Annotated in this window: 23 protein-coding genes; 13 read left to right on the top strand and 10 right to left on the bottom strand. The window is 74.1% G+C overall.

Annotated elements, in window-relative coordinates; genetic code table 11:
• Both ggt and cutA read left to right on the top strand, forming a co-directional pair.
• A partial coding sequence (gene ggt, locus E1298_RS21195) for a gamma-glutamyltransferase (protein WP_131895883.1) occupies positions 1 to 1,732 on the top strand: 1,732 nt, incomplete at its 5' end.
• A 225-nt stretch (positions 1,733 to 1,957) separates the two neighbouring features.
• Complete coding sequence (cutA, locus tag E1298_RS21190; protein WP_131895881.1) at positions 1,958 to 2,317, top strand: divalent-cation tolerance protein CutA; 360 nt, start codon at positions 1,958 to 1,960, stop codon at positions 2,315 to 2,317.
• A gap of 73 nt (positions 2,318 to 2,390) precedes the next feature.
• Here the strand turns inward: cutA and E1298_RS21185 are convergent, their stop codons facing one another.
• Positions 2,391 to 2,954, bottom strand: a complete 564-nt coding sequence (locus E1298_RS21185) for a MarR family winged helix-turn-helix transcriptional regulator (RefSeq protein WP_243725711.1) — start codon at positions 2,952 to 2,954, stop codon at positions 2,391 to 2,393.
• A gap of 108 nt (positions 2,955 to 3,062) precedes the next feature.
• Between E1298_RS21185 and E1298_RS21180 the strand changes: the two genes are divergently transcribed.
• Positions 3,063 to 4,610 (top strand): MDR family MFS transporter, encoded by a 1,548-nt coding sequence (locus tag E1298_RS21180; RefSeq protein WP_131895879.1) that lies wholly within the window; start codon positions 3,063 to 3,065, stop codon positions 4,608 to 4,610.
• A 39-nt stretch (positions 4,611 to 4,649) separates the two neighbouring features.
• Here E1298_RS21180 and E1298_RS21175 read toward each other — a convergent pair whose 3' ends face one another.
• The 7 genes from E1298_RS21175 to E1298_RS21145 all read right to left on the bottom strand — a co-directional run bounded on the left by E1298_RS21175 (position 4,650) and on the right by E1298_RS21145 (position 11,712).
• Entirely contained in the window at positions 4,650 to 5,510 is an 861-nt protein-coding gene (locus E1298_RS21175; protein WP_243725710.1) for an oxygenase MpaB family protein, read from the bottom strand.
• 136 nt (positions 5,511 to 5,646) lie between these two features.
• Complete coding sequence (locus tag E1298_RS21170) at positions 5,647 to 5,946, bottom strand: metal-sensitive transcriptional regulator (protein ID WP_131895877.1); 300 nt, start codon at positions 5,944 to 5,946, stop codon at positions 5,647 to 5,649.
• Positions 5,947 to 6,051: 105 nt separating this feature from the next.
• Positions 6,052 to 6,642, bottom strand: a complete 591-nt coding sequence (locus E1298_RS21165) for a histidine phosphatase family protein (protein WP_131895875.1) — start codon at positions 6,640 to 6,642, stop codon at positions 6,052 to 6,054.
• A gap of 46 nt (positions 6,643 to 6,688) precedes the next feature.
• A complete protein-coding gene (ald, locus tag E1298_RS21160; RefSeq protein WP_131895873.1) occupies positions 6,689 to 7,804 on the bottom strand; it encodes an alanine dehydrogenase in 1,116 nt (371 codons plus the stop codon).
• 197 nt (positions 7,805 to 8,001) lie between these two features.
• A complete protein-coding gene (locus tag E1298_RS21155; RefSeq protein WP_131895871.1) occupies positions 8,002 to 8,811 on the bottom strand; it encodes an SAM-dependent methyltransferase in 810 nt (269 codons plus the stop codon).
• Between the two features lie 158 nt (positions 8,812 to 8,969).
• The gene (locus E1298_RS21150) at positions 8,970 to 10,148 is read right to left on the bottom strand and encodes a glycerate kinase (protein ID WP_243725712.1); all 1,179 of its coding nucleotides are present in this window, start codon (positions 10,146 to 10,148) and stop codon (positions 8,970 to 8,972) included.
• Positions 10,149 to 10,266: 118 nt separating this feature from the next.
• A complete protein-coding gene (locus tag E1298_RS21145; RefSeq protein WP_131895867.1) occupies positions 10,267 to 11,712 on the bottom strand; it encodes an NCS2 family permease in 1,446 nt (481 codons plus the stop codon).
• 213 nt (positions 11,713 to 11,925) lie between these two features.
• Between E1298_RS21145 and E1298_RS21140 the strand changes: the two genes are divergently transcribed.
• The 7 genes from E1298_RS21140 (at position 11,926) to E1298_RS21110 (ending at position 20,689) form a co-directional block, all read left to right on the top strand.
• On the top strand, positions 11,926 to 13,224 hold the full coding sequence (locus tag E1298_RS21140; protein WP_131895865.1) for a tetratricopeptide repeat protein: 1,299 nt from the start codon (positions 11,926 to 11,928) through the stop codon (positions 13,222 to 13,224).
• Between the two features lie 92 nt (positions 13,225 to 13,316).
• The gene (locus E1298_RS21135) at positions 13,317 to 14,516 is read left to right on the top strand and encodes a DUF5685 family protein (protein WP_131895863.1); all 1,200 of its coding nucleotides are present in this window, start codon (positions 13,317 to 13,319) and stop codon (positions 14,514 to 14,516) included.
• 608 nt (positions 14,517 to 15,124) lie between these two features.
• Entirely contained in the window at positions 15,125 to 15,691 is a 567-nt protein-coding gene (locus tag E1298_RS21130) for a copper resistance CopC family protein (protein ID WP_165975579.1), read from the top strand.
• Positions 15,684 to 17,771: a bifunctional copper resistance protein CopD/cytochrome c oxidase assembly protein gene (locus tag E1298_RS21125; RefSeq protein WP_131895859.1), complete on the top strand. Its 2,088-nt coding sequence runs from the start codon at positions 15,684 to 15,686 to the stop codon at positions 17,769 to 17,771. The genes E1298_RS21130 and E1298_RS21125 overlap by 8 nt, the downstream gene beginning before the upstream one ends.
• 61 nt (positions 17,772 to 17,832) lie before the next feature.
• The gene (locus E1298_RS21120) at positions 17,833 to 19,065 is read left to right on the top strand and encodes a sensor histidine kinase (protein ID WP_243725709.1); all 1,233 of its coding nucleotides are present in this window, start codon (positions 17,833 to 17,835) and stop codon (positions 19,063 to 19,065) included.
• Positions 19,062 to 19,718, top strand: coding sequence for a response regulator transcription factor (locus tag E1298_RS21115; protein WP_131895857.1), 657 nt, complete (start codon positions 19,062 to 19,064; stop codon positions 19,716 to 19,718). The genes E1298_RS21120 and E1298_RS21115 overlap by 4 nt, the downstream gene beginning before the upstream one ends.
• Positions 19,719 to 19,750: 32 nt before the next feature.
• Positions 19,751 to 20,689 carry an LLM class F420-dependent oxidoreductase gene (locus E1298_RS21110; RefSeq protein WP_131895855.1) on the top strand — a complete coding sequence of 313 codons (939 nt, stop codon included), beginning with the start codon at positions 19,751 to 19,753 and terminating at the stop codon, positions 20,687 to 20,689.
• Between the two features lie 12 nt (positions 20,690 to 20,701).
• Here the strand turns inward: E1298_RS21110 and E1298_RS21105 are convergent, their stop codons facing one another.
• Positions 20,702 to 21,601 (bottom strand): LLM class F420-dependent oxidoreductase, encoded by a 900-nt coding sequence (locus E1298_RS21105; RefSeq protein WP_131895853.1) that lies wholly within the window; start codon positions 21,599 to 21,601, stop codon positions 20,702 to 20,704.
• 93 nt (positions 21,602 to 21,694) lie between these two features.
• Between E1298_RS21105 and E1298_RS21100 the strand changes: the two genes are divergently transcribed.
• The gene (locus E1298_RS21100) at positions 21,695 to 22,237 is read left to right on the top strand and encodes a TetR/AcrR family transcriptional regulator (protein ID WP_131895851.1); all 543 of its coding nucleotides are present in this window, start codon (positions 21,695 to 21,697) and stop codon (positions 22,235 to 22,237) included.
• A 22-nt stretch (positions 22,238 to 22,259) separates the two neighbouring features.
• Here E1298_RS21100 and E1298_RS21095 read toward each other — a convergent pair whose 3' ends face one another.
• Positions 22,260 to 24,074 (bottom strand): hypothetical protein, encoded by a 1,815-nt coding sequence (locus tag E1298_RS21095; RefSeq protein WP_131895849.1) that lies wholly within the window; start codon positions 24,072 to 24,074, stop codon positions 22,260 to 22,262.
• A gap of 101 nt (positions 24,075 to 24,175) precedes the next feature.
• Between E1298_RS21095 and E1298_RS21090 the strand changes: the two genes are divergently transcribed.
• Positions 24,176 to 24,850 carry a response regulator transcription factor gene (locus E1298_RS21090; RefSeq protein WP_131895847.1) on the top strand — a complete coding sequence of 225 codons (675 nt, stop codon included), beginning with the start codon at positions 24,176 to 24,178 and terminating at the stop codon, positions 24,848 to 24,850.
• Positions 24,847 to 25,778 (top strand): HAMP domain-containing protein (locus tag E1298_RS21085; protein WP_131895845.1); only part of this gene is annotated, 932 nt, incomplete at its 3' end. The genes E1298_RS21090 and E1298_RS21085, both read left to right, overlap by 4 nt.

Genomic DNA, 25,778 nt, shown 5'->3' with positions numbered 1-25,778 from the left:
GCCCCCGCCGTCCCGGCAGCCGGTCGCCACCGGCTACGGAGGCGCGGTCTCCACGGTCGACCCCGACGCCAGCCGCACGGCGATCGACGTCCTCAAGCACGGCGGCAACGCGATGGACGCCGCCATCGCGGCCGGCGCGACGCTCGGCGTCACCGAGCCGTACGTCGCGGCGATCGGCGGCGGAGGCTACCTCACCTACTACGACGCCAAGACCCGCCGCGTGCACGCCTTCGACGGCCGGGAGATCTCGCCGAAGGCGATGAGGCCCGACTCCTTCGTCGACCCCGCAACCGGCAAGGCCATCCCGTTCGACCAGGCCGTCACCAGCGGGCTCAGCGTCGGCGTGCCGGGCACCCTCGCCCAGTGGGACCTCGCGCTCCGCCGCTTCGGCACCCGCGACCTGCGCACGCTCCTGCGCCCGGCGATCACGATCGCCGACCGCGGGTTCGTCGTGGACCAGGAGTTCCACGACCAGACCGCCACGAACGAGGCGCGCTTCCGCGACATCGTCCCGACGCGCGAGCTGTTCCTGCCCGGCGGCAAGCCGCCCGCGGTCGGATCGGTCTTCCGCAACCCCGACCTCGCCCGCACCTACCGCGAGCTGGCCAAGCGCGGCCCCCGGTGGATGTACGAGGGCGGGCTCGGCCGGGAGGTCGCGCGGACGGCCGCCAAGCCCCCGGTCGACCCGGCCGCGACCCGGATCGTCCGCCCCGGGCTGATGACGCCGGGCGACCTCGGCGCCTACCGCGCGCTGCGCAAGCAGCCCACGCACGTCTCCTACCGGGGACTGGACGTGTACGGGGAGCCGCCCTCGTCGTCCGGCGGGTCCACGGTCGGGGAGGCGCTCAACATCATGGGCAACTTCCGCCTGGACGCCAAGGACCCCGTCACGGCCCTGCACTACTACCTGGAGGCGTCCAAGCTCGCCTACGCCGACCGCGGCGCCTACGTGGGCGATCCCGCCCAGGTGAAGGTGCCGCTGGACGAGCTGCTCTCGCCCGGGTTCGCCCGCGAGCGGGCCTGCCTGATCAAGCCCGGCGAGGCGGCCCCCGCGCCGGTCGCGCCCGGCTCCCCGGACGGGCGCTACGCCCCGTGCGTCCCGCCGGGCACCCAGACCCGCGTCCTGGCGTACGAGGGCCCGCAGACCACGCACCTCGTCGTCGCCGACAAGTGGGGCAACGTCGTCGCCTACAACGTCACCATCGAGCAGTTCGGCGGCAGCGGCATCACCGTCCCAGGCCGCGGGTTCCTGCTGAACAACGAGCTGACCGACTTCAACCTCCAGCCGCCCGCGCCCGGCGCCCCGGCCGACCCGAACCTGCCCGGCGCCCACAAGCGCCCGCGCAGCAGCATGGCCCCGACGATCGTGCTCCAGGACGGGCGGCCGAGGCTCGCCGTCGGCACGCCCGGCGGGTCGACCATCATCACGACCGTCCTGCAGATCCTGCTCAACCGGATCGACCTCGGCATGGACCTGCCCGCCGCGCTCGCCGCGCCGCGCGCGACGCAGCGCAACACCCCGCAGGTGTTCGCCGAGCCCGCGTTCATCGGCCCCTACGGCAAGCCGCTCGCAGCGCGGGGGCACCGGCTGGAGGTCATTCCCGGCCCGCCGCAGGGCGTGATCGGGGCCGCGACCGCGCTGGAGTTCCTGCGGCCCGGGCTCGTCCAGGCGGTCGCCGAGCCGGTCAGGCGCGGTGGCGGCAGCGCCCTGGTCGTCACCCCGGCGGGGTAGGGCGCTTCTTATGGATCTACGTTCTGTTGCGCGACGCCCAGGCACGCACCTCGCGGCGTTGTCGTCGGTCGACAGCCAACACCGGGCTGCCTCCCTCCTCCGCCTTGCGATGCACGCACCTGGACGCCGCTCACGACGAACAAGACCCATAAGAAGCGCCCTAGCCATGCACCTGTCACGCCTGGTCAAGGCGTGCTTGGACGGCGAACGGGAAGGAGTCGTGCCATGGCGCAGTCTTACGTGCAGGTGACGACCACCACCGACTCCCGGCCCGAGGCGGCGGAGCTGGCCAAGTCGGCCGTCGCCGACCGGCTCGCGGCGTGCGCCCAGCTCGTCGGCCCGATCGCCAGCACCTACTGGTGGGAGGGCGAGATCGAGTCGGCGGAGGAGTGGATGGTGGTCTTCAAGACCACCGCCGACCGGTTCGACGAGCTGGCGACCCTGATCACCGACGTGCACTCCTACGACACCCCCGAGATCATCGCGACGTCGGTGGTCGCGGGGAGCATGGACTACCTGGCGTGGGTGGCCGAGCAGACCGAGCCCGCCGAACGCGACGAGGCGGTGGACGAGCCGGAGGACTGACCGGCCGTCCCGGAAGGCGCCGTCCCGGACGGCGGCCGCCTCGGACGGGCCCGGCGACGGCTCCGGCGAGGCGTCACCGGGCGCAAGGCCCGCCCTGGCCGCCCGATCCGTTGCCGGACGGGGCGTCCGGCTCACCGACCGGGTCGCCCACCCCGGCCTGCTCCATCATCTCCACCAGCGTCCTCCAGCCGTGCAGGAAGTGCGCGCGCTCGACGGGGCCGAGGGCCTCCATGGTCATCCGCATCGGGCGCAGGCGCCGCCAGGCGAACCGCTCCACCATCGCGCGGTGCCGCTCGTCCAGGCTGACGATCATGCGGCGGCGGTCGCGCTCGTCCGGGTGGCGCTCCACGAAGCCGCCGCCCTGCAGCTCCCCGACCAGCTGGCTCACCGTGGCGGGGCTCAGCGCCAGGTGGCGGGCGAGCACGCCGACGGGCACCGGGCCGTTCAGGACGAGCGCGAACAGCACGGGCACGTGCCGGGGGCCGAGCCCGGCCGCGCGGACGCGCCCGACGACCTCCTCGGCCTCCTTGTGCGCGCCTGGGCTCTTCATGTTGCGCACGATCCGGCCCATGAGCTGGATCATCGTCTCCAGGTCGGCGTCGACCGAGCGCTCGGCGGGGGCTGACTCGGGAGACATGTCTTGAATCTCAACATATTCCGTGGTGCACTGCCAACACGTTGAACTTCAAGGCATCCGAGGGTTCGCGCACGGCGGCGAACGGAACTCGAAGGCGAGGGGCCGACCATGGCCGACAGCCCACCCATCAAGACGGCGCCGCCCGGCGGGGCGGCCGGGCCCGAACGGCTCGACCGCGAGGTGATCCTGCTCGGCCTGGTCATCGTGGCGGGCACCCTCATGGCGATCCTGGACACCACGATCGTCAACGTGGCCCTGCAGACGCTCGGCCGCGACTTCGACGCCGGCCTGTCGACCATCCAGTGGGTCATCACCGGCTACCTGCTGGCCATGGGCACCGTCATCCCGCTCACCGGCTGGGCGATCGACCGCTTCGGCGGGCGGCGCGTGTGGATGACCTCGATCGTGCTGTTCGTCGCCGGGTCGGCCCTGTCCGGCGCGGCCTGGAACATCGAGTCCCTGATCGGCTTCCGGGTGCTGCAGGGCCTCGGCGGCGGCATGCTCATGCCGACCGGCATGGCGATCCTGTCGATGGCCGCCGGGCCGCACCGGATGGGCCGCATCATGAGCATCGTCGGCGTCCCGATGCTGCTCGGCCCCGTGCTCGGGCCGGTGATCGGCGGCTGGCTGGTCGAGGACGTCGACTGGCGCTGGATCTTCTTCGTGAACCTGCCGGTCGGCGCGCTCGCGCTGGCGCTGGCCTGGTGGAAGGTCCCGCGCGGGGGCGGCGAGGACCGCACCGCCGCCCTCGACCTGCGCGGGCTGCTCCTGCTGCCGCCCGGGTTCGTCCTGCTGATCTACGGGCTGTCCACCGCGAGCAGCAACGGCGGGTTCGGGCGGCCCTCGACCCTCGGCTGGCTGGCGGGCGGGGCCGCGCTGGTGGCGCTGTTCACGCTGCACGGCCTGAGCCGCGGGGAGCGCGCCCTGATCGACGTGCGGCTGTTCGCCGACCGGACGTTCGCCAGCGCGTGTGCCGCGGTCTTCTTCGTCGGCATGGCCCTGATGGGCTCGATGCTGCTGATCCCGCTCTACTTCCAGATCGCCCGCGGCGAGGGCGCCCTCGCGGCCGGGCTGCTGCTGGCCCCGCAGGGCCTCGGCGCCGCCACCGCGATGCCGATCGCCGGCGTGGTCACCGACAAGCTCGGCGCCGGGCGGATCGTGCCGATCGGGATCGTCCTGCTGGTCGCCGGGACGATCCCGTTCGCGCTCGTCGAGGCGGACACGTCCTACTGGCTGCTCGGCGGCGCGCTGTACGTGCGGGGGCTCGGCCTCGGCTGCACGATGATGCCGACCATGTCGGCCGCGCTCACCACGCTGAGCCGGGCGGCGGTGTCGCGGGCGACCGGCTCGCTGAACATCATCGTCCAGCTCGGCGGCTCCGTCGGGACGGCGCTGCTGGCGGTCGTCCTGTCCCGCGAGATCACCGACCGGATTCCCCAGCAGGGCGGGAGGAAGGGCGGGGTCGCCGCCATGGGCGAGATCCCCGACCGGGTCCGCGAGCAGGTCGCGCCGAAGCTGGCGGACGCGTTCGGCTTCACGTTCTGGGTCGCGCTGATCGTCACCGCCGTGCTGATCGTCCCGGCGCTGCTGCTGCCCCGGCACGGCGCCCAGGCCAAGAACGTAAAGGAAGAGGACACGCCACCGCTCATCGGGTGAGACGCACCGGGGCGGGGGCCGTGTCCGTGCCCGTGCTCGTCAGGACGCGATGGACCAGCGTGCCAGGTCCGCCTCGTGCTCGCGCGTGAGGCGCCTGGCCCGCTGCGCGTCCGGGGTGTACCGGTAGCGCTCCGGGACGACATGGGTCGTCCTGTAGAGGCCCTTGAGCGCCAGCGTGGCGGCCAGGTCGGAGGTGGGCAGCCCCGGCAGCCCGTACATCCGGCGGGCCCAGCGCGGCAGCGTCGAGACGACCAGCATCCCGATGCCGGGTGCGGCCAGTTTCAGCGGCAGCAGGTGCCGGGGGACGGCCGGGCTGAACATGCGGCGCAGCCCCTCGCGGGCCTGCGAGCACGCCCAGATGCGCGGCCGCATCCGCGCGTAGTAGTCCCTCATCTCGGCGACGGAGGCGGGCACGTCCGCCGGGTCGAGGCCGACGACGGCGGCCGCGCGGCGCTGCTCGTCCACGAACGCGTCGGCGTCGGCGCCGCTCAGCGGCACCCCGGCGCGGCGCGCCACGTCAAGGTAGGAGTCGACCTCGCCGAGGTGGACCCAGAGGAGGTTCTCGGGGTCGTCCACCCGGAACGCCTCGCCGGTGCGCAGGTCGAGGCCGGTCAGCTTGGAGTGCAGCTTGCGGATCCTGCGGCCCGCCCGCTCGACCTCCGCATCCGTCCCGTAGGTGCGGACGCGGACGAACTCGACCGTTCGGGCCAGCCGCGCCCAGGCGGCGGCCGGGTCCATGAGCTCGGAGTTCTGCGCGGTGCCCCACATCGTCCGCGGGTGCAGCGCCTGGAGCAGCAGGGCGCGGACGCCCCCGACCATCAGGACGGGCTCGCCCATCACCCGCCACGTCACCGAGCCCGGACCGAAGAGGCCGTGATCCTCACGCGGTTCGTCGTGCACGTCGACCGCCCTTCCCTCCGCGGTAAAGACCGCCGGGCACCAGGGTAATCAATTACTTATTCCCCGGATATGACGCAGGTCACACAGGCGGGGCGCGGCGGAACGCGGGTCGCGCCGCGCGTGTGGGCGGCGGGGGTCAGCCGCGGCGCATCAGCCGGCCCACGGCGGCCATCAGCTCGGTGGACATCATGTCGCCCTTGCCCTCCTCGGCGCCCTCGGCGACGCAGTGGCGGACGTGGCCGTCCAGCAGGCCGAGCGCGACCTTGTCCAGGGCCGCCTGGACGGCGCTGATCTGGGTGAGCACGTCGATGCAGTACCGGTCGTCCTCGACCATCCGCTCGATGCCGCGCACCTGGCCCTCGATCCGGTGCAGCCGCGTCTGGAGCTGGTCCTTGGTGGCGGTGTACCCGCGGGTGGGGGTCTCGCTGGTCGCCATCTCCGTCCTCGCAATCGGTCTCGGCGCGGCCGGGGCACAACCCGGAGGGGGTGATCCCCCTCGGGGTATCCTACGTGCTGGACCCCGCCGCCCGCGCGGTCCGCGTCAGCGCGCGGGGACGTTCCAGGCCGCGATGACCGGCCGGTCGTGCTCGGTGCCGAGCGCGGAGACTGTGCCGGTGTCCAGGGCGAACAGCCGGCCCTGCCCGGGGTCGAGGCCGAGCCAGCGCGCCGTCAGCACCCGCAGGACGTGCCCGTGCGCCACCACGGCGACGTCGCCGTCGGCCAGCAGCGGCCGCACGCGCGCCAGGACGGCGTCGGCCCGCCTGCCCACGTGCTCGACCGACTCCCCGGGATGCTCGGCGTCACCGCGGATCACCCCGTCGTCCCAGAGGTACCAGCCGGGCCGCTCCTCCTGGATCGCCGCCGTGGTGATCCCCTCGTAGCCGCCGTAGTCCCACTCCCAGAGGTCGGGGTCCACGTCGTCCACCGCCAGTCCCGCCAGCTCGGCGGTGCGCTGCGCGCGCTCGGCGGGGCTGCACAGGGTGCGGACGATCCGCCGCTCCGCCAGCAGCGCGGGGAGCCCGCGCGCCTGCTCCTCACCGCGCTCGGTCAGCGGCACGTCGGTGCGCCCCGTGTGCCGGCGGGCACGGCTCCACTCGGTCTCGCCGTGCCGCAGGATGATCAGTTCCCCCATGCGTCCCACTCTAGAGGTCCATGGACGGTCCTGATCATGGATCGGGTCAGTCGAGGATCGAGGCCAGCGGGGTGTAGGGGAGGCCGTGGGCCTCGGCGACGTGGTCGTAGACGAGCTCGCCCGCGTGCGTGTTGAGGCCCCGGGCCAGCGCCGCGTTCTCGTGCAGGGCCGTCCGCCAGCCCTTGTCGGCGATCGCGACCGCGTAGGGGAGCGTCACGTTGGTGAGGGCGTAGGTGGAGGTGTTGGGCACCGAACCCGGCATGTTGGCCACGCAGTAGAAGATCGAGTCGTGCACGCGGTAGGTCGGGTCGGCGTGCGTGGTGGGCCGCGAGTCCTCGAAGCAGCCGCCCTGGTCGATCGCGATGTCCACCAGCACCGAACCCGGCTTCATCCGGCCGACCAGCTCGTTGGAGACCAGCTTCGGCGCCCTGGCGCCCGGGATCAGCACCGCGCCGATCACCAGGTCGGCCTCCCGCGCCCGCTCCTCCAGCGTGTACGCGTTGGACACCAGGGTCCGCAGGCGGCCCTGGTAGATGGCGTCGATGTGGCGGAGCCGGTCGACGCTGACGTCCAGGATCGTCACGTCGGCGCCCATGCCGACGGCGATCTGCGCCGCGTTCAGGCCGGACACGCCGCCGCCGATCACCACGACCTTGGCGGGCGCGACGCCGGGCACGCCGCCCGGAAGCACGCCGCGGCCCCCGTTGAAGGCCATCAGGTTGTAGGCGCCGACCTGGGTGGCCAGCCGCCCGGCGACCTCCGACATCGGGGCGAGCAGCGGCAGGGAGCGGTCGGGCAGTTGGACGGTCTCGTACGCGACAGCGGTCACCCCGGCCGACAGCAGCGCGTCGGTGCACTCGCGGGAGGCGGCGAGGTGCAGGTAGGTGAAGAGGGTCTGGCCCTTGCGCATCCGGTGGTACTCCGGCGCGATCGGCTCCTTGACCTTGAGGATCAGGTCGCCCTCGGCCCACACCTCGTCCGGGCCGTCCAGGATCTTGGCGCCCGCCGCGGTGAAGTCGTCGTCGGGGATGGCCGACCCGAGGCCGGCGCCGCGCTCGATGAACACCTCATGCCCGTGCCGGGTGAGTTCGTGCACTCCGGCGGGGGTGATGGCCACCCGGTACTCATGATTCTTGATCTCGCGCGGCACGCCGATCTTCACGGGAGCTCCTCCGTCAACGCTGACCAGGGTGTACGCCTACAGCGTGCGGGGTGCAGGCCCCGCCCAGCCATGGGCAGTGTGCAAAGGTATCCAACTTTCCTATGACACAGTGTAAGGCATGCCAGGTGGCGAGCTCGATGGCGGCCGCACCCGCCGCGCGCCCGCCGCCGCGCCCGTCACGCAGGGGCCCCGAGGGGCTACGGCTTGCGGGCGATGCCCCCGTACATCAGGCGCTGCCCGACGGTCAGCTCCGCCGGGACGTCGCCGTCCGGACGCCACAGCGGGAGCGGGACGACGCCGGGCTCCAGCAGCTCCAGCCCGCCGAAGTAGGCGGTGATCTCCTCGGGCGTCCGGAAGCGGCCGGTGCCGAGCAGCGCCAGGTACTTGCGCTCGGCGTCGACCGCCTCCGGGCTGGAGGCGCAGAAGCTCGTCACGAACAGGTGGCTGCCGGACGGCACCGCGTCCATCAGCGTCTCGACGATGCGCTGCGGGCCCTCGTCGTCGTGCAGGTGGTGCAGGATCCCGACCAGCATCACCGCGACCGGCTCGCCGAAGTCGATGAGGCGGCGCACGTCGGCGTCGGCCAGGATCGCCTCCGGCTCGCGCAGGTCGGCGGTGACGACGGTGGTGTTGTCGTTCTCGGCCAGCAGCGCCCGCCCGTGGGCCAGCACGATCGGATCGTTGTCGACGTAGGCCACCCGCGTCTCGGGGGCGGTGGCCTGGGCGACCTGGTGGGTGTTCTGGACGGTCGGCAGCCCCGACCCGAGGTCGAGGAACTGGCGCAGGCCCGCCTCGCCCGCGAGGTACCGCACGCCGCGGCCGAGGACCTCGCGGTTGTAGGCCGCCACGTCGTAGATCTCGGGAATGATCTTGACGATCTCGGTCACGAAGCCACGGTCGACCTCGAAGTTGTCCTTGCCGTTCAGGACGACGTCGTAGGCGCGAGCGATGCTCGGCTTCGTGACGTCGATCCCGAGCGAAGCCCAGTCGTACCGCTCTTGCGCCATGTGGTGCCTACCTCGTGCCGCTCTGGAATTCTCAAGATCCGCCGCTCCCGCGCATCGTATGCGGCCGGCCGTCCGGCCGTCTCCCCGTCCGGGAGGTTGATTGGACCGATCCGATCGCGCCGGGCACGCCGATCCGGCCGCGGGTCGCGGGCAGGCGGTCAGGGGATCGGGCGGTCGGGGGGCAGCCACTCGTCGGCGATTGCGACCGTCAACTGCTCCAGCAGCGCCCCGGCCCGGCGGCGGCGGCGCTCGATGTCGGGCTCGATGTCGTCCAGCGCGTACACCGCCTGGATCCGCGCCCGGCGGAGCCGCTCGCCCGTCAGCCCGCGCCGCCCCGCGACCGCGACGACCGGCGCGCCGGCCCGGGCCGCGGCGCGCGCGACGCCGATCGGCGTGGTGCCGCGCAGGGAGCGGCTGTCGAGCGAGCCCTCACCGGTGACGACCAGGTGCGCGCCGCGCGCCCGCTCGGCGATGCCGAGCAGGTCGAGCATGAGCGGGGCGCCCGGCTCGATCGTCGCGCCGAGGAAGGCCAGCGCGGCGAACCCCACGCCGCCCGAGGCCCCCGCGCCCGGCAGGTCGCGGGCCGCCCGGCGGGACGCCGCCTCGGCCAGGTCGGCCCAGCGGCGCAGCCCCGCGTCCAGCAGCCGGACCTCGTCGCGGCTCGCGCCCCGGCGCGGCCCGTCCACGGCGGCGGCGCCGCCCCGGCCGAGCAGCGGGCCCGCGGACTCCCCGGCGATCACCACCTGGATGCCCGACATGTCCGGCAGGCCGCGCAGGTCGAGGGCGTGCAGCGAGCGCAGCGCGGCCCCGCCGGGCGGCAGGTCCTTGCCGAGCGCGTCCAGCAGCCGCCCGCCGAGGCCCTGCACCAGGCCCGCGCCGCCGTCGGTGCAGGCGCCACCGCCGAGGCCGAGCACGATGCGGCGGGCGCCCAGCCGGACCGCGTGGCCGAGCAGCTGGCCCGTCCCGACGCTGGAGGCCACGAGCGGCCGCGGCCTGCCGTCCGGGAGGCGGCGCAGCCCGGACGCCTCGGCCAGCTCCACCACCGCGGTCCGGCCGTTGAGCGCGAGCCGGGCGTTGACGGGACGGCCCGTCGGCCCGCACACCTCGACCTCCACCCGCCGCCACCCGGCGGCGACGGCGGCCTCGACGGTGCCGTCCCCGCCGTCGGCGACGGGCAGCTCCACCAGCGCGACGCCGGGACGGGCGCGGCGCAACCCGGCCGCGAGGTGCCCGGCCACCTCCGCCGCGGTCAGCGACCCCGCGAACCGGTCGGGCGCCAGCAGGACATGACCGCGCGGGGACGGGTCGGGGGGAGAGTCCGCGGACGCCACAGCCACGCCTTTCACGCCGGGGAGGTAAGGCCCTACCTTCTGCTTACGCCATGACGGCACTATTTGACACCCGGAACGAGGGTTGAGACTCCCGAACCGGCGGAGAGTTGCGGCGAAAGGGCGGTTACTTCACGTCCAGCCACTGCTCGATGGGGTGGATCGCGAAGAAGACCAGGAACAGCGCCACCACCGGCCACAGCCAGACCGACACCTCGCGCCACTTGCCCAGGGCCAGCTTGATCGCCGCGTAGCCGACCATCCCGCCGCCGATCCCGATCGTGATCGAGTAGGTGAACGGCATCAGCACGATGGTGAGGAACGCCGGGATCGTGAGCTCCAGATCGTCCCAGTCCACCTTCGCGACCTGCGCCATCATCAGCGCGCCCACCACGACGAGGGCGGGGGCGGCGGCCTGGGCGGGCACCACCGCGGCCAGCGGGGTGAGGAAGAGCGTCAGGGCGAACAGCAGGCCGGTGGCGAGGTTGGCCAGCCCGGTGCGCGCGCCCTCGCCCACGCCGGCCGCCGACTCCACGAACACCGTGTTGGCGGACGAGCTGGTCAGCCCGCCGAACGCCGCCGACAGGCCGTCCACCGACAGGATGCGCCCGAGCCGCGGCACCTCGCCCCGCTCGCTCACCAGGCCCGCCTCGTCGCTGACGCCGAGGATCGTGCCCATCGCGTCGAAGAACCCCGACAGCACCAGCGTGAACAGCACCACCAGCGCGGTGATGGCCCCGGCCCGCCCGAACCCGCCGAACAGGTCCACCTCACCGAGCAGCCCGAAGTCGGGCGCGGCGAACAGCTTGTCGGGCATCTCGGGGGTGACCACGCCCCAGCCGCCCTTGGGGATCGCGGCGCCCTCCTGGACGATCACGGCGACGACCGTCCCGGCGACGATGCTGATCAGGAGCGCGCCGGGCACCCGCCGCACGTACAGCACGATCATCAGCAGCAGCGTGAACGCGAACACCAGCGCCGGCCAGGTCCGCAGGTGCCCGCCGGTGCCGAGCGTCAGCGGCGGGCTGGTGGCGCCGGAGGTGACGAAGCCCGCGCCGTACAGGCCGACCAGCGCGATGAAGGCGCCGATGCCGACCGCGATCGCGTGCTTGAGCGCCAGCGGGATCGAGTTCATGATCCGCTCGCGGATCCCGGTGAGCGCCAGCGCCACGATGACCAGGCCCTCGATCACCACCAGGCCCATCGCCTGCGGCCAGGTCATCACCGGCGCGGCCTGGAACGCCACGACCGCGTTGATGCCCAGGCCCGACGCGAGGGCGAGCGGCACGTTCCCGGCCAGGCCCATGATCACCGTCGTGACGGCCGCGGACAGCGCCGTCATCGTCGTCAGCTGCGGGACCGACAGCGTCGCGCCGGTCACGTCCTTCGCCCCGCCGAGGATGATCGGGTTCAGCAGGATGATGTAGGCCATCGCGAAGAACGTCGTGACCCCGCCGCGCAGCTCCCGCGCGACGGTCGTCCGGCGCCCGGTGAGGTCGAACAGCCGTTCCAGCGGTCCGCGCGTGCCTCCGGGCGGGGGATCGTCGGCCTGGACGGTCTTGGACTGGGACATGGCGCGCGCTCCGCTTCCAGCAGCATGATCTCGAAATGGCGAGCACAGGGTAACCGCCCGGCGCCTCGCCGTGCCGAATCGCCGGCCGCACCGGCGCGAAGTGATTCACGGTCTCCGCTGCGTGAGCAGACGGGTCGGATATAGCCTGACGTGCCAGGACCTCGGCACACTGAGGATCGAGTCGGCGAGAACCTTGTAGGCGGTGGTCAGACGATGGATCGGGAAACACTGGGGCAGCGCATCCGCGCCCTGCGGATCCGGCAGGGCGTGAGCCAGGCGCAGCTCGCCTTCCCGGAGCTGTCCGACAGCTACATCTCGCTGATCGAGAGCGACAAGCGGGTGCCCGCGCCGAGCGTGGTCGACCTGCTGGCGGCGAAGCTGAACTGCTCGGCGACCTACCTGGTCAGCGGCGTCAGCGAGGACGTCGTGGACGAGCTGCGCGTCACGCTCGACTACGCCGAGATCGCGCTGCAGAACGGCGCGGCGGCCGAGGCGCGGGCCCGGTTCGCCGAGGTGCTCGCCAACGCCGACGCGACGGCCCTGCCCGAGATGCTGCACCAGGCCCGGTGGGGGTACGCCCTGGCCCTGGAGGCCGCGGGCGAGCTGGAGGAGGCGATCGCCGGGCTGCTGGAGCTGACCGAGGAGGCCAGCGCCGAGGCCGACCTCGACCACTGGGCGAAGGTGCACGTCGCGCTGAGCCGCTGCCTGCGCGAGCGCGGCGACATCAGCGCGGGCGTGCAGGCCGCCGAGGGCGCGTTGCGCCACCTCATCGCGACCGGCGCCGACTCCACCGACGCCGCCGTCCACCTCGGCGCGGCGCTGCTCGCCGCGTTCATCGAGCGCGGCGACCTCGTCCGGGCCCGGCAGCTCGCGGCGCAGCTGGTGGAGCGCGCCGAGCGGGTCGGCAGCCCCCGCGCGCGGATGGTGGCGTACTGGGAGGCCGCCTACGTCGCCGAGATCCGCGGCGAGTACGAGGACGGCGTCGCCCTGGCCGAGCGGGCGCTGATGCTGGCCGGCGACGGCGAGGACCCGCGCAACCTCAACCGCCTCCGCGTCATCTACGCCGGGCTGCTGCTGCGCGCCCGGCCCGACCAGGCCGCCCGCGCCCGCGAGCTGCTCGGCCGCGTGCGGGCCGACATCAGCACGAGCTCGGCCGGGGAGATCGACGTCGCCTGGTGCCTGACCGAGCTGGCCCACGCCGAGACCGCGCTCGGCCGTCCCGCCGAGGCGGTGCGCCTCGCCGAGGAGGCCATCGACCTGCTCGGGGACGCGCCGCGCCGCGCGACCGCCGGGGCGCTGACCGTGCTCGGCGAGGCGTGCGCGCGGCTCGGCCGCCACGAGCGCGCCGTCGAGGTGCTCACCCGCGCCGCCACCTGCCTGGAGGAGATGGAGTCCTCCCGGGAGGCCGCACAGGCATGGTTCGACCTCGCCGAGGTGCTGGCGGAGACGGGCGCCGCCGGGGAGCCCCGAATGGCCGCATACCGCCGCGCCCTCACCTGCGTAGGGGTCTAGCCGCCGAATATCGACATCCCATGAACCGGATCAAGGTCGGCCGCGTCCATGAATAATGCTGCGAGTCGCCTGAAGTGGGGAGATGTCCGGGGATGTTCGGTGTCGTACGCCCGTGCAAGCACGTCCTGTGCGGGTCGCTCTTCAAGGACTGGATGGCGCACCTGTGCGGGCTGTGCCTGACCCTGCGCGCCGAGCACGGCCAGGCCGCGCGGCTCGTCACCAACTACGACGGGCTGCTGGTGTCGGTCCTGGTGGAGGCGCAGGCGCCGGACCTGTCCCCCCGCCGCAAGGCGGGGCCGTGCGCGCTGCGCGGGATGAAGACCGCCGAGGTCGTGTCGGCGCGCGCGCAGGGCGCGCAACTCGCGGCGGCGGCGTCGCTGCTGCTCGCGGCCGGCAAGACCCGTGACCACGTCGCCGACGGGGACGGCCCGTACGCGCGCCGCCTGGTCGCCGCCGCCGCGGGCCGCGTGGCCGACCGCTGGGACGCCGCGGGCGGACGGACGGGCGCCTCGGTCGGCTTCGACCCGTCGGCACTGCGGGACGCGGTCGCCCGCCAACCCGTCCTGGAGACGGCCCCCGGGCTAGGGCTGCTGGAGCTGACCGAGCCCACGGAGACCGCCGTCGCGGCCGTGTTCGCGCACACCGCCGTCCTGGCAGGCCAGGAGGACAACGCGGAGGCCCTCGCCGAGGCGGGCCGCTTCTTCGGCCGCCTCGCGCACCTCATCGACGCCGTCGAGGACGTGACGGACGACGCGGCGTCCGGCGCCTACAACCCCCTCCTGGCCACCGGCACCGCGCCCGCCGAGGCCCGCCGCCACGCCGAGGACGCGCTGCACGGGCTGAAACTGGCACTGGCGGACGTGGAGATGGAGAACCCGCGGCTCGTCCGGGCACTGCTGGGCCGGGAGGTGCGCCGCTCGGTCGACCGGGTGTTCGCCGCCTACCCCTCCGGCCCCGGCCAGCAGCCGCCGTACGGGCCGCCCGGCCAGTACCCGCACCAGGGCGGACATCCGCCTCAGCAGGGCGGCTACGGCGGGGGCTGGATCCCGCCCGGCGGCGGTGGCGGCGGCCCCAACTACGGGCACCGGCCGCCGGACCGGCGCCCCGGCTGGCCCATCCCGTGCCTCACCGGGACGGTGGTCTGCATCACCTGCGGCGTCTTCCAACCCGAATGGAGCGACCACCACGGCCAGTCCTGCACGGACCGCTGCTGGTGCACCCGCCACTGCGACGGCGGCTGCGACGGGTGCGACTGCTGCAACTGCTGTGAATGCTGCGGATGCGACTGCTAACGAGGCTGTGTTTATTGCAGTGCCCTTGGCGTCAGGCGCTAGAGCGCCTTCCTTCGGCGGGCACTGCGGCGATCGCTAGCATCGCTCCGACTCGCCCAGGGGCTCGCTGCGCGATCAGATTCTCGCTTCGCTCGCACCTGGCTTCGCACGCGATCGCAACGCTCAGGCGGTCGACACTGGGGTAACTACCTTCCTCGAAGCTGGCTTTGCGCACGATCGCGGCGCTCGGGGTCGTCGACAGCTCGGCTGACGGCGATCGCTGCGGTGTCCCTTGCAGGGGTGTTCTAGCGCCTGGCGCCGAGGGCACTGCAGTAAGCCGGGATGGTAGTTGCCGCAAGCGTCAACGACCTCAGCGTTGCGATCGCGTGCGAAGCCAGTTGCGAGCCTGCGAGCAACTGATCGCGTAGCGAGCCGCTAGGCGAGTCGGAGCGATGCAGCGATCGCCGCAGTGCCCGTTGAAGGAGGGCCGCCAAGGCCCGACGCCGAGGGCACTGCAATAGGCTAGGACGCCACCCCCTTGACGCTACTGGAGATCCCGGCTACCTATGAAGATCATCACGCCTCGCCGTCTCGGCTTTGTCGCCGTTCTCGCTCTTGCCCTTGGTGCGGTGACCGCCACGCCTGCGCTCGCCCACACGCGGCTGGTGAGCAGCACCCCGGGCAAGGGCGCCACCGCCGGTCCCGTGACGGAGGTGAAGCTGGTCTTCAGCGACAAGATCAGCCTCGCCCGGGTCGTCGTCCGGGACGAGAAGAAGAAGACGTTCCAGGCGGGCAAGGCCGAGACCGCGGGCACGACCGTGACGCAGAAGCTCGCGGGTGCGCTGCCCGCCGGGTCCTACACGGTGTCCTACCGGGTGGTCGGCGAGGACGGGCACCCCGTGGAGAGCGAGGCCCTGACCTTCACCGCGACCGGGGACGGCGGCACGCCCAGCGCGGCGCCCGGGGGCGGCCCGGTGGCGCAGGAGCAGACCGGCGACGCCGCCACCACCGACGAGAAGCCGCTCGCGATCGACCAGCAGAAGGCGGCCGCGAAGTCCAAGAAGAAGAAGGACTCCGGGTCCGGGACCGTCCTGTGGGTTCTGGTCGGCGCCGGCGTGCTCGTCGGGATCGGCATCGGCGTCGCCATCGTGTTCCGGGCCAAGCGCAAGCACGGAGTGGCCGGCAGCGGTGAATAGGGGCAGCCTGGCCGTCGCGCGGACCGCCGCGGTCGCGGGGGTCGCGGCCGCCGCGGTCCTGGTGGCCGGGCTGGTCCTCGGCGGCTCGGTGACCGAGAAGGTCATCCCCGGGCTGGGCGACGCGGGCGTCGTCACCCGGTGGGGGCTGCCCGCCTCGCGGGCGGCGATGGACCTGGCGGCCGCGCTGACCGTCGGCGCCCTGCTGGCCTCGGCCGCGCTGCTCCCGCTGGAGGGCGGGCGCGGCGCCGGCCGGCTGTCGGACGACGCGGTCGGCTACCTGCGCGCCGCGTCCTGGCTCGCCGCCGCCTGGGCCGCCGCCGCGGCCGCCACCCTGGTGTTCACCGTCGCCGACGTGCTCGGCCAGCCGGTCGGGGAGGTCCTCACCGGCAGTGAGCTGAGCAGCTACGTCGGGTCCCTGCCGCAGGGCACCGCGCTGATGCTGGTGGTGCTGCTCGCCGTGGTCGTGGCGCTGCTCGCCCGCACCACCACGACGCCCGCCGCCGCGTTCGGGCTGCTGGCCATGGCCGGCGTCGCGCTGCTGCCGCCGCCGCTGACGGGGCACTCGGCGTCGGCGGCCAACCACTCCGTCGCGGTGACGGGCGTGGCGCTGCACGTGGCCGCGATCGCCCCCTGGGTCGGCGGCCTCGCCATCGTCGGCGTCCACGCCCTGCTCGGGCGCGACAAGCTGCCCGTCATGGCCGACCGGTTCAGCCGGATGGCCCTGTGGTGCTACGTCATCGTCGGCGCCAGCGGCCTGGTCAACGTGATCGCCCGGCTGCCCGACCCGGCGGAGCTGCTGAGCACCGACTACGGGCGCCTCGCGCTCGGCAAGATCGCCTTCTTCGCCGCGCTCGGCTGGTTCGGCTGGTGGCACCGCGAGCGGACGCTGCCCGCGCTGGCCGACCGCAAGCCGTGGTCGTTCACGCGCCTGGCGAGCGTCGAGGTGGCCGTGATGGCGGCCACCATGGGCCTCGCCGTGGCGCTGGCCCGCACCGCGCCGCCCGCCCCCGCCGGGGAGGAGACCCCGGTCAAGGCGCTCGTCGGCTACGACATGCCGCCGGAGATCAATCCCGTGCGGCTGCTGACTCTGTGGCAGTTCGACCTGTTCTTCGCCGTGCTGGTCGCGGCGCTCGGCGGGCTCTACCTCGGCGCGGTCGTCCGGCTGCGGCGGCGCGGGGACGCCTGGCCGCTCGGCCGCACCGCCTCCTGGCTCGTCGGGCTGCTGTCCATCGTGATCGTGACCGAGAGCGGCATCGGCAAGTACGCGCCCTTCCTGTTCAGCGTCCACATGGCCCAGCACATGGTGCTGAACATGCTGACGCCGATCTTCCTGGTCGTCGGCGCCCCGGTGACGCTGGCGCTGCGCGCGCTGAAGCCCGCGCGGATCCGCGGCGACCGCGGGCCCCGCGAGTGGCTGACGGCCGCGCTGCACAGCCGCTACACCGCGTTCATCGCCCACCCCGCCGTCGCCACGATCATCTTCGTGGCGAGCACGTTCGCGCTGTACTTCACGTCGCTGTTCGAGTCCGCGATGCGCAGCCACCTCGGGCACATCGCGATGATGCTGCACTTCCTGCTCGCGGGCTGCCTGTTCTTCTGGGTGCTGCTCGGCGTCGACCCGGCGCCGAAGAAGCTGCCCTACCCGGGACGGCTCCTGCTGCTGTTCGTCACGATGCCGTTCCACGCGTTCTTCGGCATCGCGCTGATGAACTTGAGCCAGGCGCTGGCGCGCGGCTGGTACAACGCCGTCCATCCGCCGTGGGGCGTCCCGACCCTCCAGGACCAGCACACCGGCGGCGCGATCGCCTGGGGCTTCGGCGAGATCCCCACGTTCATCGTCCTGATCGTCCTGGCGTTCCAGTGGTACTTCGACGACCAGCGGCAGGCCCGCCGCATGGACCGCAAGGCCGACCGCGCCGGGGCGCCCGGAGGGGACCCGGCGCAGGACGAGCTGGCCGTCTACAACGCGCGGCTCGCCAAGCTCGCCGAGCGGGACCGGGCCGCGAAGGGCCCGGCCGGCAAGGACCGCGACGACAAGGACCGGCTCGCGGGCGAGCAGGGCGGCACGTCCCCCTCCTGACCATGGCCTTCTCCCTCGCGCGGGGGAGTGGCGGGGCACCCGGATCTGCCAGGATCGGAGCGTGACCCGCGTTCTGCGCCCGCTGATCGAGCGCACGACCTGGCGGCGATGGGCCCACCTGGTCGTGGGCGGCGCGCTGCTCATGCCCTACTGGTTCCTCGCGATCAGCCTGGCCCCCCTGCTGTCGATCGGCGACCCGGTCGTGAAGGGCCTGCTGTTGCTGCTCGCCGTGCCGGGCGCGGCGACGTTCGTCACCGGTCTCGTCCCGACCGTGCGGCTGCTGGAGATCTCCCTCGCCAAGGAGCTGCTGGGCGGTCCCGCCGCGGCGCTCGTCCCCGGCTCGTCCCGGTCCTGGGAGAGCCGTGTCCGCACCGGGGCGTGGTTCGCGCTGCACCTGTACGTGGGCGTCGTGGTCAGCGGGCTGAGCCTGGCGGTGCCGCCGTTCGCCTTCGTGCTGCTCCTGGCGCCCACCGTGGACTGGGACGCCGGGTTTCTGGACGCCTGGGGCTGGCAGGACACCTGGCACCAGTGGCCGGCGCCGGTCGCGGGCCTGGCGGCGCTGGCCCTGCTGCTCGCCGTGATCGTGGCCGCCGGTGCCCTCCTGGCCCGGCTGGCCCCGCGGTTCCTCGGGCCGTCCGCCGCCGAGCGGCTCGCCGACATGCAGGCGCGCGCCGTCAAGCTCGCCGAGCGGAACCGGCTGGCCCGCGAGCTGCACGACTCGGTGGGGCACGCGCTGAGCGTGGTGACCCTCCAGGCCGGGGCGGCCGGGCGGGTGCTCGACAGCGACCCCGCGTTCGCGCGGGAGGCGCTCGGCGCGATCGAGGAGTCCGCCCGCGCCGCGCTGGAGGACCTCGACCACGTCCTGGGACTGCTGCGGGACGACCCGTCCCGCACGGCCCCGCAGCCCACGCTGAAGGACCTCGGCCGGCTGCTGGAGCAGACGCGGATCGCCGGGGTGAAGCTCGACTCGGAGGTGGACCCGGACGTGGAGCACGTGCCCGCCGCCGTCTCGCGCGAGGCGTACCGGATCGTCCAGGAGGGGCTGACGAACGCGCTGCGGCACGCGGGGAAGGTCCCGGTGCGGCTGCGCCTGCACGTGGAGGGGGACCGGCTGCGGATGGAGATGAGCAACCCGCTCGGCGCGCCCGAGGGACCGGGCGCGGGCCACGGCGGCGGGCGCGGGCTGAACGGGATCCGCGAGCGCGTCACGGTGCTGCGCGGCGCCATGGCCGCCGGTCCCGACGAGGAGTGCTGGCGCGTTGAAGTGTCGCTGCCGCTAAGGTCCGGAGGATGACGGTGAAGGTGTTGCTGGTTGACGACGAACGGCTGATCCGGGCCGGGCTCGCGGCCATCATCAACGCCGAGGACGATCTGACGGTGGTCGGTGAGGCGTCGGACGGGGCGGAGGTGCCGGGCGAGGTGTCCCGGCTGCGCCCCGACGTCGTCCTGATGGACGTGCGGATGCCGAGGCTCGACGGCATCCAGGCCACCCGGCACATCCTCGGCACCGTCCCGGAGCCGCCGCGCATCATCGTCGTCACCACGTTCGAGAACGACGAGTACGTCTACGACGCGCTCAAGGCGGGCGCGCACGGCTTCCTGCTCAAGCGGACGAGGCCCGAGGAGATCCTTCAGGCGATCCGGATGGTGGCGCACGGCGACAGCCTGCTGTTCCCCGCGGCGATCCGGGCGCTGGCGGCGGCGCACGCCCCGTCCGCGGGCGCCGGGGCGGCGGCCCGCTGGCACGGCCGGCTCACCGAGCGGGAGGCGGACGTGCTGCGGCTCATGGCCAAGGGCCGGTCGAACGCCGAGATCGCGCAGGAGCTGTTCGTCAGCCCGCAGACGGTCAAGACGCACGTCGGCAACATCCTGGGCAAGCTCCAGGCCCGCGACCGCACGCAGGCGGTCATCCTCGCCTACGAGACGGGTTTCATCGTCCCCGGCTGACCGGACGGCGGATCCGGGGCAGGATCGTGCCCATGAGGGACTTCCGCTTCGGGTTCAACGTCTTCGACATCGCCTCCCGCGAGGGCTTCGCCGAGCAGTGCCGCCGGGCCGAGCGGTACGGCTACGACACCGCTCTCGTCCCCGACCATCTCGGCTCGCCCGCGCCGTTCCCGACGCTGGTCGCCGCCGCCGACGCGACCGAGCGGCTGCGCGTCGGGACGTTCGTCCTGAACGCCGGCTTCTGGAACCCGCACCTGCTGGCGCGCGAGGTCGCCACCGCCGACCGCCTGACGGGCGGGCGGCTGGAGCTCGGCCTGGGCGCGGGGCACATGAAGTGGGAGTTCGACGCGGCGGGGCTCCCCTGGGAGCCGTTCGGCGCCCGGGCCGGCCGGCTGGTCGAGACGATCGAGGAGCTGGGGCGGCTGTTCGGCGCGTCCGGCTACGCCGAGCGCAGGGCGGTGGACGAGCACTACGGGCTGGCCGGCCTCACCCCGGTGCAGCGGTCCGGGTTCGGCGGGACGGGTCCGCCGCTGCTGGTCGGCGGCACCGGCGACACGGTTCTGCGCGCCGCCGCCCGGTACGCCGACATCGTCGGGATCGCCGGGGTCCGGCAGGCCAAAGGCGCGCCGCCCGGCACCTTCGACCTGTGCACGGCCGAGCAGGCCGGGGAGCGGGTCCGGTTCGTCCGCGAGCAGGCGGGGGAGCGGGCGGACGGGCTGGAGTGGAACCTGCTGGTCCAGCATGTGGCGGTGACCGGCGACCGGCGCGCCGAGGCCGAGCGGCTCGGCGCCGCGCAGCTGCGGAACCTGACCACCGAAGAGATCCTCGACACGCCGTTCGTGCTCATCGGCACCGAGGCCCAGATCGCCGAGCGGCTCCGGGAGGGCCGCGAGCGGTTCGGCTTCTCCTACATCACGGTGCACTCGCCCTTCATGGACGCCCTGGGCCCGATCATCGACCGCCTCCGCTGACCGCCGCCCGGGTCAGCGGAGGGTGGCGGCCAGGGCCAGGAGGCGGGCCTGGTCGTCCGGGGCGCCCCAGGGGCTGACCAGCAGGTCGGTGGCGCCTGCGTCGGCGAAGCGGCGAAGGCCCCGCTCGACCTCCCGCTCGTCGCCCGCGATGACCGTCTCATGGACGCCGGACAGGCCCTGCCGGTCGAGGATCGCCCGGTAGCCGGGGAACGCGGAGGCGAAGCCGAGCTGCTCGGCCAGGTCGCGCCGCACGCCGTCCGGGTCGGAGGTGAGGGCCGCGATGACGCCCGCCAGGACGCGCGGGGCGGGCCGTCCCGCCGCGTCCGCGGCCTTGGTGATGGCCGGGACGATGTGGTCGGCGATCGCGCCCGCGCCCGTCCAGGTGGTCACCGTGCCGTCGGCCAGCTCGCCCGCCACCCTCAGCATCGCGGGGCCGAGCGCCGAGACGATCACCGGTGGCGGGGCCGCGCCCGGCGCCACGATCGTGCCCGCGGCGGCCAGCGTCGTGCCCTTGTAATCGACCTCCTCCCCGCGCAGCAGCGGCCGTAGGGCCGTCAGGTACTCGCGGACGTGCCGGGCGGGCCGCTCGTAGGGGATCCCGTGCCCGTCCTCGATGATCGACGCGTGGCTCGGCCCGACGCCGAGCGTGAACCGGCCGCCGGTGACGGCCTGCGCGGTGAGCGCCTGGCTCGCCAGGGCGAGGGGGTGCCGGGGATAGGTCGGCAGGACGGCGGTGCCGACCTCGATCCCGGGCGCCTCGCGGCCCGCGAACGTCGCCGTCATGAGCGCGTCCCAGCCGTTCATATGGCCGAAGAACACGCTGTCCAGCCCCAGGCCGGCCGCCGCGCGCGCCTGCGCGGCGAGCTCGTCCAGCGGGGCGCCCCCGGCGAGCGCGAACAGTCCGATGCGCATGATCACTCCAAGATGAATCGGATCTTCCGGTTCCGTTCCATGGCCAGAGTAACCTGAACGAGAGGTTCCGGTTGTCTCGGGAGGGGAGCACGGGTGCGAGCCGACGCGCGGCGCAACCGCGAGCGGATCATCGACGCGGCGCTCGGGCTGTTCGCCGAGCGGGGTCCGGGCGCGGCGATGGAGGAGATCGCGCGCGCGGCGGGCCTCGGCGTCGGGACCCTCTACCGGCATTTCCCCGACCGGCGGGCCCTCGTGGAGGAGATCGCCGTCGGCGCGCTCCAGGACCTGCGGGCCGAGGTGCGGGCGCTCGAGGCGCTGGACGTCCCGCGCGGACAGGTGCTGGAGCGGCTCGTCGCCTACTGCGCGGGGCAGCCGTTCGCCCTCATCAAGGCGCTGGCCGAGGAGGACGCCGCGCCGGCGGAGCGGCGGGAACTCCAGGCCGAGGTCGACGGCCTCCTGGAGGACCTCGCCCGGCGGGCGCAGGGCGAGGGCACGGTGCGCCGCGACATCGCGCCGAGGGAGGTCGTCGAGCTGTTCAGCACGGTCGTCTGCCGTCCGGGCGCGCGGGCCGACGACGCTCTCGCCCGGGTGGTGCTGGACGGCCTGCGCCGCGACCCCGCGCCCCGTTCACCGTGACCCTTCGGCGTTCACCGGCCTTCTAGCCCGCGCAGGACGGGGACCGCCAGACGACCCAGCCGATCGACCACGTCTCGTTCGCGTGGGGCCGCCAGCCCTCCGGATGCGCGGGCCACGACGCCTCCGCCCGCGTCCCCTTCGGCAGCGGGACCACGACGGTGCAGACGCCGGGCGCGGGCGGACGGTCCTGGCGGATGTCCGTCCAGCCGATCCGGGTCCACCATGTCGGGTAGGCCAGCATGGTCCGGATGCGCCAGTCGAGCGTGCGGTCCATGACCACGCCGCCCGAGGCCGGGCCGGGCAGCGGGGAGGCGGGCCGGACGCGCTGGGGGGACGGCCCCATGATGAACGTCATCGCCGCCAGGTTGATCCCGGTCAGGGCGACGGCCACCGCGGCGGCGGCATGCGGCCGCCGGAGCCTGCTCAGCGCGAGGAGCCCGCACAGCAGCCCCGCCGCGGCGAACGACGCCTCGGTGAGGTGGAAGGCGGTGCGGTCGCCGGTCAGGAACGAGGTCTCGGGGAAGTCGAACCCGATGAACTGGTGGGTGCGCAGCCGATCTCCCGCGTAGACGGTCACCCAGACGCCCGCCCCCGCCAGCACGACCAGCGCCCCGAGGGCACGCCGCGCCGCCGCGCGGGCGCCGGGACGCAGCAGCGCCGCCGCCCCGGCGAGCGCGTACACGAGGGCGAGCAGGGACAGGTAGCGGCCGTAGGCGAAGTTGCCCACGCGGTGCTCGTCGGGCAGCGCGGACGAGGAGGCGTAGGCGACGCCGAGGGTGGCGGCGAGCAGGACGGCCGCCATCACCCGGGTGGGCGCCGGGGTCCGGCGGCGGAACAGGGACGCCGCCACCGCGACGATCCCCACCCCCGCCAGGCCCCACGTACTGACGATCAGGTACCAGATCTGGCCGACCGCGCCCGACACCGCCCACGCCTGGCCGTCGAGCGTGGTGAGGCGCGTCCCCAGGAGCGCCGCCAGATCGCGGACGCCGCCGGGGTAGAGCTCGGCGCGCAGCCGTCCGTTGAGCGCCGAGCCCGCCGCGTACCCCGCGACGGTGACGGCGAGCCCGGCCAGCGCGGCGCGCGGCCCCGGCAGCGCCTTGCGCGTCCCGGCCAGGCGCTCCAGGAACGCGGCGGGTCCCCTCCAGCGGACGCTCCGCGCGGGCAGGCCGCTGAGGGCGATCAGGACGAGGACGGCCAGCGCGGCGAGGTGGACCGCCAGCAGGACCGCGCCGCGCGTGTGGACGGCCGCCGTGTACGCCACGAGGAGGCTCGCGGCGGCGGCGTCCCGCGTCCGGCCTTCGCGCGCGAAGCGGTCCAGCGCCAGCAGCCAGCCGAGGACGAGCGTCGGCAGCACCGCGTCGGCGAGCACGAACGCGCCGAAGAACGTGGTGGCGGGCAGCAGCGCGGCCGCCCAGGCCAGCGGCAGTGCGGTGCGGCGGGCCGGCCCGAACCGGCGCGCCGCCGCGTAGCCCAGGGGGAACAGCGCCGCGCCGAGCACCGCGTTGATCACCATGACGGTCGTATAGACGGTCGTCGGGTCGTGGCTGAACCAGTACGCCGGGCTCAGCAGGAGCGGGTAGCCGCCCTGGTAGAAGGTGTTGCCCGACAGGTCGCCGCCGGGCCCGCCGGCGAGCCAGCGGGCCGCGAGGAGGTAGCCGGTCTCGTCCGGGTTGGCCGCCGGGGCCGTCCGCGCGCGGGCGAACCACACCCGGACGCACAGCTGCGCGAGCGTGCCCGCCGCCAGCAGCCACGGCAGAGCGACGGGCCATCGCCGGGCCGCCCGCGCGGCCGCGGGCGGGGCGGATTGCCGGGGTGGGACGATGGCGAGCGTCATGTGCCCAACGGTCCCGGCGGGCTGTCATGATCTTGTCCGGCAAATGTCCGGATCTTGTGACACGACCGGGGGAGGCGCCGTGGGTGGCCGATAATGTCCAGGTGGTCAGCATTCTGTTCGTCGAGGACGATCCGTCGGCCCGCACGGCGCTGGAGCTGGCGCTCACCCGCCAGGGGCACAGCGTGACCTCGCGGGCGACGGGCGAGGACGGCCTGGAGGCGCTGCGGGCGCGGCGTCCCGAGATCGTCATCCTGGACGTGATGCTGCCGGGCATCGACGGGATCGAGGTGTGCCGCCGCATCCGCCGCGAGGACGCGCTGCCGGTGATCCTGCTCACCGCGCGCGGCGACGACCTCGACGTGGTGCTCGGCCTGGAGGCGGGCGCCGACGACTACGTGGTCAAGCCCGTCGAGCCGCGCGTCCTGGACGCCCGGATCCGGGCCGTGCTGCGCCGCGCCGACCAGACCCGGCTCGACCGGTCCGCCTACGGCGACCTCGTGATCGACCGGTCCTCGCTGAGGGTCACCAAGGCCGGGAGCGACATCCGGCTCACCCCGACCGAACTGCGGCTGCTGCTGGAGCTGACGCGGCGCCCCGGGCAGGCGCTGACGCGCCAGCACCTGCTGTCGGAGGTGTGGGAGCACACCTACCCGGGCGACTCGCGGCTGGTGGACGCCTGCGTCCAGCGCGTCCGGGCCAAGATCGAGGACGAGCCCGCCGAGCCGCGGCTGATCGAGACCGTGCGGGGCTTCGGCTACCGGTTCGTCGCGCCGTGATCGCGGGTCTCCGCCGCCGGGTGCGGTGGCGCGGCGAGGAGGTCGGGAGCCGGTGGTTCACCGGGCTGCGGGCGCGGCTCGCGGCGGCGTTCACGGCGGTGGCGCTGCTGGCCTCGGTCCTCGCGTCCGGCATCTCCTACGTGCTGCTGCGCCGCGCGATGCTGCAGCGCGCCCAGGACGCGGTGCTCACCGACGTCCGGCAGACGCTCGCGCGGCAGGTCCCGCCCGAGCTGCCCCCCGACACCGGGATCACGATCGGCGCCGAGCTGGAGGAGGCGCTCGCCGGGCCGCCGGGGCGCAAGGCGGTGGCCGTGCGCGTCCGGCTCGACGGGCACGTCGAGCTGCCGGCCGCCGACATGCTCGACGTGCCCGTCGGCGAGCAGTTCGCGAAGCGCGCGCTGCGCGGGGTGGTCTTCCAGCGCGTGACCCGCGGCGGCACCCCGTACCTGCTGGTCGGCGCGCACGTCACCGGCTACCGGACGACGGTGGACGAGCCGTGGCGCACGACGCCGCCGATGGTGTTCGTCACGGCCAACCTGCACCGGGAGGCCGCCGACCTCGCGCTGCTCACCCGCGCGCTGGTGATCGAGAACGCGCTGGCGCTGCTACCCGCGCTCGGCCTCGCGCTGTTGGCCACCCGCCAGGTGCTGCGCCCGGTGCGGCGCCTCGGCGCGGCGGCCCGCGCCCTCGGCGACGGCGAGCTGGAGACGCGGGTGGCGGTGCGGGGCCGCGACGAGCTGGCCGACCTGGCCCGCACGTTCAACCGCACCGCCGAGGCGCTGGAGCGGACGGTGACGGAGCTGCGCGCGATGGAGAACGCGTCCCGCCGGTTCGTCGCGGACGTGTCCCACGAGCTGCGCACGCCGCTGACCTCGATGATCGCCATCACGGACGTGCTGGCGGAGGAGGCCGGGCCGTCCCGGGGCAC

Source organism: Actinomadura rubrisoli (assembly GCF_004349215.1).
Classification (GTDB): Bacteria; Actinomycetota; Actinomycetes; order Streptosporangiales; family Streptosporangiaceae; genus Spirillospora; species Spirillospora rubrisoli.
The sequence above is the reverse complement of the archived record's forward strand: the minus strand, read 5'-3'. Positions and strand labels throughout refer to the sequence as shown.

Coding starts and splice junctions, on each gene's coding strand:
- cutA (WP_131895881.1), top strand. CDS start 1,958: ATGGCGCAGTCTTACGTGCAGGTGACGACCACCACCGACTCCCGGCCC.
- E1298_RS21185 (WP_243725711.1), bottom strand. CDS start 2,954: ATGTCTCCCGAGTCAGCCCCCGCCGAGCGCTCGGTCGACGCCGACCTG.
- E1298_RS21180 (WP_131895879.1), top strand. CDS start 3,063: ATGGCCGACAGCCCACCCATCAAGACGGCGCCGCCCGGCGGGGCGGCC.
- E1298_RS21170 (WP_131895877.1), bottom strand. CDS start 5,946: ATGGCGACCAGCGAGACCCCCACCCGCGGGTACACCGCCACCAAGGAC.
- E1298_RS21165 (WP_131895875.1), bottom strand. CDS start 6,642: ATGGGGGAACTGATCATCCTGCGGCACGGCGAGACCGAGTGGAGCCGT.
- E1298_RS21155 (WP_131895871.1), bottom strand. CDS start 8,811: ATGGCGCAAGAGCGGTACGACTGGGCTTCGCTCGGGATCGACGTCACG.
- E1298_RS21145 (WP_131895867.1), bottom strand. CDS start 11,712: ATGTCCCAGTCCAAGACCGTCCAGGCCGACGATCCCCCGCCCGGAGGC.
- E1298_RS21140 (WP_131895865.1), top strand. CDS start 11,926: ATGGATCGGGAAACACTGGGGCAGCGCATCCGCGCCCTGCGGATCCGG.
- E1298_RS21135 (WP_131895863.1), top strand. CDS start 13,317: ATGTTCGGTGTCGTACGCCCGTGCAAGCACGTCCTGTGCGGGTCGCTC.
- E1298_RS21115 (WP_131895857.1), top strand. CDS start 19,062: ATGACGGTGAAGGTGTTGCTGGTTGACGACGAACGGCTGATCCGGGCC.
- E1298_RS21110 (WP_131895855.1), top strand. CDS start 19,751: ATGAGGGACTTCCGCTTCGGGTTCAACGTCTTCGACATCGCCTCCCGC.
- E1298_RS21105 (WP_131895853.1), bottom strand. CDS start 21,601: ATGCGCATCGGACTGTTCGCGCTCGCCGGGGGCGCCCCGCTGGACGAG.
- E1298_RS21095 (WP_131895849.1), bottom strand. CDS start 24,074: ATGACGCTCGCCATCGTCCCACCCCGGCAATCCGCCCCGCCCGCGGCC.